This is a genomic window from Neohoeflea coraliihabitans (genome assembly GCF_019334345.1).
GTDB classification, from domain to species: domain Bacteria; phylum Pseudomonadota; class Alphaproteobacteria; order Rhizobiales; family Rhizobiaceae; genus Pseudohoeflea; species Pseudohoeflea coraliihabitans.
Window position 1 is genome coordinate 1 of record NZ_JAHWQX010000011.1, and the last position, 5,206, is coordinate 5,206.

8 protein-coding genes are annotated in these 5,206 nt (G+C 58.4%); all 8 read left to right on the forward strand.

Annotated features, from left to right (window positions below; genetic code table 11):
- The coding region (locus tag KY465_RS18475) for a DUF4376 domain-containing protein (protein ID WP_219203600.1) at positions 1–468 on the forward strand (468 nt) is incomplete at its 5' end.
- A gap of 188 nt (positions 469–656) precedes the next feature.
- Entirely contained in the window at positions 657–1,469 is an 813-nt protein-coding gene (locus KY465_RS18480) for a hypothetical protein (RefSeq protein ID WP_219203601.1), read from the forward strand.
- On the forward strand, positions 1,466–1,669 hold the full coding sequence (locus tag KY465_RS18485; RefSeq protein ID WP_219203602.1) for a Pam3-gp28 family putative phage holin: 204 nt from the start codon (positions 1,466–1,468) through the stop codon (positions 1,667–1,669). Before KY465_RS18480 ends, KY465_RS18485 begins: the two co-directional genes overlap by 4 nt.
- Positions 1,657–2,034, forward strand: coding sequence for a hypothetical protein (locus KY465_RS18490; RefSeq protein WP_219203603.1), 378 nt, complete (start codon positions 1,657–1,659; stop codon positions 2,032–2,034). The genes KY465_RS18485 and KY465_RS18490 overlap by 13 nt, the downstream gene beginning before the upstream one ends.
- Positions 2,031–2,258: a hypothetical protein gene (locus KY465_RS18495; protein ID WP_219203604.1), complete on the forward strand. Its 228-nt coding sequence runs from the start codon at positions 2,031–2,033 to the stop codon at positions 2,256–2,258. Before KY465_RS18490 ends, KY465_RS18495 begins: the two co-directional genes overlap by 4 nt.
- A gap of 25 nt (positions 2,259–2,283) precedes the next feature.
- Positions 2,284–2,922, forward strand: coding sequence for a S1C family serine protease (locus KY465_RS18500; protein WP_219203605.1), 639 nt, complete (start codon positions 2,284–2,286; stop codon positions 2,920–2,922).
- Position 2,923: 1 nt separating this feature from the next.
- Complete coding sequence (locus KY465_RS18505) at positions 2,924–4,069, forward strand: hypothetical protein (RefSeq protein WP_219203606.1); 1,146 nt, start codon at positions 2,924–2,926, stop codon at positions 4,067–4,069.
- A gap of 756 nt (positions 4,070–4,825) precedes the next feature.
- A complete protein-coding gene (locus KY465_RS18515; protein WP_219203608.1) occupies positions 4,826–5,083 on the forward strand; it encodes a hypothetical protein in 258 nt (85 codons plus the stop codon).
- Positions 5,084–5,206 lie beyond the last annotated feature (123 nt).

The window sequence follows — 5,206 nt, forward strand, 5'->3', positions numbered from 1 at the left end:
ATCGCTTCTGACGGCCTGACCCGCGTGGATATCCCAAGCGGCGCAGACTGGCAGGTCGGTGGAACGTGGGACGGCTCGGCCTATTCCGATCCTCCCGGTCATGCGGACAAGGTGCAGGCCAAGCGCAGGGCAGGGGTCAATGCCGAGCGCACTCGTCGCCTGCTGGCGGGCAAGGCATTCAACGTCACCGGCTATGGCACCGTGCATCCTGACGGCAGTATTGCCACACAAACTATCCTCAACCGGCAAGCGGCCAAGGCCAAGGCCATGCAGGCCGACAACGACGCTTCGGCTTCGCTTGTCTTCCGCGACGTGCAGAACGTCATTCACCAACTCACCCCTTCGCAGATGCTCGAACTGGTGGACCTCGGCTCCGCATGGGTCGAAGCGACCTACAAGGCCAGTTGGGACATCAAGGACATGAACCCCATCCCGGCAGACTACGCCGATGTCAAACGCTGGCCGTAGGCTCCGCGCCTTCCTCTGCAATCTATCCATCATCATCAACCGGGCTTTCGGCGGCTTGCCGGGGGAGACCTTGTGCGCCCGGATCGCGACGAAGCACGGCACCGACTGCCTGTTCTGCCGTCTCGTCGGGCTGCTGATGCTCGAGCCAGACCATTGTGAGCGCCAGTTCCTAGAATAAGGAAAATCCCATGAACCGGAAAGCATTCTTTGCGTCGCTGCGGCGGCGTGAGAGTGGCGTGTTCGGCACGTCCCTATCTCAGAAGCAGGTCGATGGACTGAATGCCCTTCTTGACAGTTGCATCCGCAACGGCGTGAGCGACCCTTGGGGCGCTGCCCTGATCGCAGCCAACGTCTACCATGAGACCGGCGGCTATATGCTCCCCATCAAGGAGACGGTGCAGCGCTATCACAAGGACAAGAACCCTTCCGATGCAACGGTAATCGCCCGGCTCGATCGCGCATGGGCAAAAGGTCAGTTGACCTGGGTGAAGTCGCCATACTGGCGCGATGGCTGGTTTGGACGTGGGCCGGTGCAGGTCACGCACAAGCGCAATTATATCAAGATGGGCAGTCGGCTGGGGATCGATCTCGTCAAGCGCCCCGAGAAGCTTCTTGAGCCGGCAACCGGGGCAGACAGCGCCGTTATCGGCATGGTCGAAGGTCTCTATACCGGCAAGAAGATCAGCGACTATGTTCTGCCCCGGGACCTGAGCAATAAGCCAGATACCCACCCGCGCCGCATCATCAACGGCAGGGATGGCACGGACGCCGATATCGCCAAGTACACGCGCGCGTTCCATGCCGCCCTCATGGCTGCCGGTTATAGCAAAGTTAGCGGGGAATCGCTCACAGCCGATAAACCCCCACAAAAGACCGCACAGCAGAAAAAGGCCCCTGCAGGTGTGGCGGCAACCGCTGGCGCTGGCGTTGTCGCTGCTGGCGTCACGCTGTGGGCCAAGTGGGCTGAATTTACATCATGGCTTGGAGGGCTGTTTCAATGACCGGCGTTTTTGCTCGCATCATCCTGCGCGTTGTCGCAGGCTTTCTCATTGCCAAAGGCTGGTTTGCTCCCAAGGAAATCGAGTGGATCACCACTGACCCTGACGTGTTGACAATTGTTAACATCGGCGTTGGTGCTGCCATTTGGGCCGCGACCGAGTTCTATTATTGCCTCGCCAAGCGTTTCAGGTGGGCGACGTGATTGCCTCGCTGCTGTCCTGGCTCGCTACCGGCGGTCTGTCCTCAATCACCAAGTCGCTTGAGCGCGCCTATCGCGACAAGCTGAACGCACAGACCAGCGAGCAGAAGCTCGAAGCTGACATGCGGATCAGGGACATGGAAGCCCGGCGAGACATCATCCTCAAGAGCCAGTCCGACAACGTGGAACGGTGGGTGAGGGTGGGCTTTGCTGTTCCGTTCGTGATTTTCAATTTTAAGCTCGTGGTGTGGGACAAGGTGCTTGGCCTCGGTGCGACCGATCCCCTTTCTGACAATCTCGCATATGTGCAGATGACCGTTCTCGGCGGCTACTTCGCAATGTGGACGGTGAAGGGGCTGCGCAAATGACAGATGATGAAGTCCGCAAGATCGTTGCCGACACCGTGGCTGAAACCCTCATTCGCCTTGGCATCGACGCGCACGACCCCAAGGAGATGCAGGCTGACATGCAACATCTTCGCAACTGGCGGCAGTCGGTCAACACGGTCAAGCGGCAATCCCTTCTGACGGCGGTGGGCGTGGTCACTACCGGCATTCTCGGCCTGATCTACATGGCCCTTTTCCACGAATAACCCAACCAGCACAGGAGGGCTTGCTATGTCAGCCCTAAGACTGCTGATCCTGGCGGCGCTCGCTGCCGGGGCGATCATCTTCGCCATTTTTCTCGTGAGCGGCGGGCCAACCAAGGCCGCGCCAAAACCCTTTCAAAGCACGGTGAAGGTGCTTGCAGGAAACGGACACGGCTCTGGCTTTTACATCGGGAGCCAGCTTGTCGTGACAGCCGCCCATGTCGTGGATGACAAGAAGACGGTGGATCTCAAGCTGGTCGATGGCGAGATCATCGAGGCGGAAGTTTTGTGGGCGAATGAGCGGCGCGACATTGCGATGTTGAAGATCGACCCGACGACCGCGCTCGTCCCTGCCGTTGTCTCCTGCCATGAACCGCTGATTGGAGATCCTTTCTATGCGGAAGGCAACCCGGCAAACATGGATTTTGTCACCGTATGGGGCAATGTCGGCGGGCTGGTGCAAGAGGTCGACCCATGGCTGCGGGCGTTCATCACGAACAATGCGGTTGTTCCGGGGCAATCGGGCGGGCCGGTGTTCAATGCTCAAGGCGAGGTCATCGGCATAACGGTCGGCGTCATGGTTCTGCCCATGGGCTTCTCGGCTTCGCTGGTGGGCATTGGCTACGCTGTCCCGACATCTGAACTCTGCATGATGATGGGGTGGTGACATGCGCGCGGGCGGGCTTACAGATGCCGAGGCGCTGGAACGTTACCGCGCTTATGTGCAAAACGATCGCAGTTATCGTCATGCGGCCATTGCGTTGGGATTGGGAAAGAATGGAGATAAAACGGTCAAACGCGGAGTTGAGGTGGCGCAGAGAAGGGGTCTGCACCTTTCAGATGGTGTACGGGCTACACTGGAGCGCAGTGGGGTATCCCCAACCGAAGCACGAGGGGGGTGGATACACAATTACGACGAGGACGGTAAGAAGCGTGGAACAACGTGGTGGAAGGCTCCAGACCTCGCCACGGAGGACCAACTAGAGCGCATCCGGGCTGCCTTCTCGGACATCCCCCCAGCACCCGCTATCATCAAGCCCGACCATGTGCAGGAAAGCAGCGTGGCTTTCTTCCCGCATAGCGATTGGCACCTCGGCAGCGTGGTCAGTGCCGAACGGGCAGGCCGGGATTACAACCCGAAAATTGCTGTGGAGATTCTGCGCGACGGCTTCGCTCAATGCCATGCGGCTATCGAGTCAAGCAAGACCGCTATCATCCTCAACAACGGCGACCTGCTTCACGCTAATGACGACACGGACGCCACGCCGGGCCACAAGCACCGGCTGAAGGTCGAGGGGACGCACGAGGACAATCTGCTGATCGCTGTTCACTCTACGATCTGGATGATTGATACCGCCTTAGAGCGACATGAGCGCGTTATCTACGTTGCCAACCCCGGCAACCATGACCCGAGCGTACCGGGGCCACTTCGGATTGCCTTGGGGATGCGGTACAGGGACGAGCCGCGCGTGACGATTGAGCAGCGCCAGCGTCACATGTGGACATGGCAGGAGGGAAGGTTGTTTCTCTCTGCCGATCACGGCGACACGCGCAAGCCGAAAGATATCGCCGCTGACATACCAACACGCTTCCCGGAGAAATTTGGCAAGGCGCGGCATTGGTATCTGTTCACCGGCCACGTCCACACGCCTGAGCAAAATACCTTCGGCGGGATCATGCACAAGTGTCTCCCTGCCTTATGCCGGGTGGACACCTACGCAGACGACAGGGGCCATACCGATAGGTCGGCGATGACCGCGATGCGCTTTGATCTTCAGGGCGGCTTGAAAAATGAACATACGGTGAATCTCTAACCAAACGAGCTAGGCTTATCCCGCTGAATCGGCTATAATTATCGGGCCGATTTGGTGCTTGCAACACCGCATCGGCCCTGACCACGATGAACCTGTAAGGAGGCTCATATGGCTGCGGTTTCTATAAGGTCTTGTGCCGCCCAAGACAAGCGCGACAGTACCCGATCCTGCTCAGTCGATGGGTGTAAATCTCGTCACTACGCACTCGGGTTTTGCGGTGCTCACTATAAACGATTTCGGAAGTATGGCGACCCGTTGGCGGGCGGGATACCGCACGGCGCGGCGCAGCGCTTCGCCAAAAATGTGGCTACGGGGGAACATGGGGATGAATGCGTCTTGTGGCCTTACTACAGGAATGTAGACGGGGTCGCCCGCATCAACTGGCGTGGCCGGGCAACTAACGCTCACTCTATCGTTTGTGAACTAGCACACGGACCGAAGCCCACTCCCCAACATGAGTGTTGCCACTCCTGCGGGAACGGCAATATGGGCTGCGTCAACCCACGACACCTATATTGGGGTACGCGCTCGGACAACGTGCGAGACGCGATAAGGCACGGCACTGCTTATCGATTTGAAGTTCGTACAGGCGAGGATTCCCCCTCTGCCAGATATTCCGACAAGCAAATTCGAGCCATTCGTGCCGCGCTCAAGCGAGGCGAGAAGCAGATAGCCATCTCAAAGAAATACGGCATATCTCAATCACATGTGAGCCGCATCAAAAACGGCGCTCGGACCTAGCCTAGGTGGCAAATTATGACTGATTCAATTCGTGTCGTCACGCAGATGAACGGGAAGGGGCCGCTGTTCTCACTGTGGCGCAATCAGTTGAAAGTCTGCGATCTGCAGCGCATCGACCTTCACGAACTGGCGGTAAGCCTCTGTGAAGCGCTCTACGAAGACACAGAGGGCGAGGTGAAGCTAGGAACGCCAGACGGCGTGGTGGTGCTTCCCCGGCCTCACGCACACCAGTTTTTGCAAGAGGTTGTTTCAACCACCTACCGGAATTGGTAGGGGTGTCGAGTAGGGGTCGACACCCTCCAGAGTGCTAAATGATCCCTGGATCAGGTGGTGTCTGCACCCCGTTCCAGAGGTTGAGACAATCATCCAAAAAGTCATCAGACACGGTTACTCCGC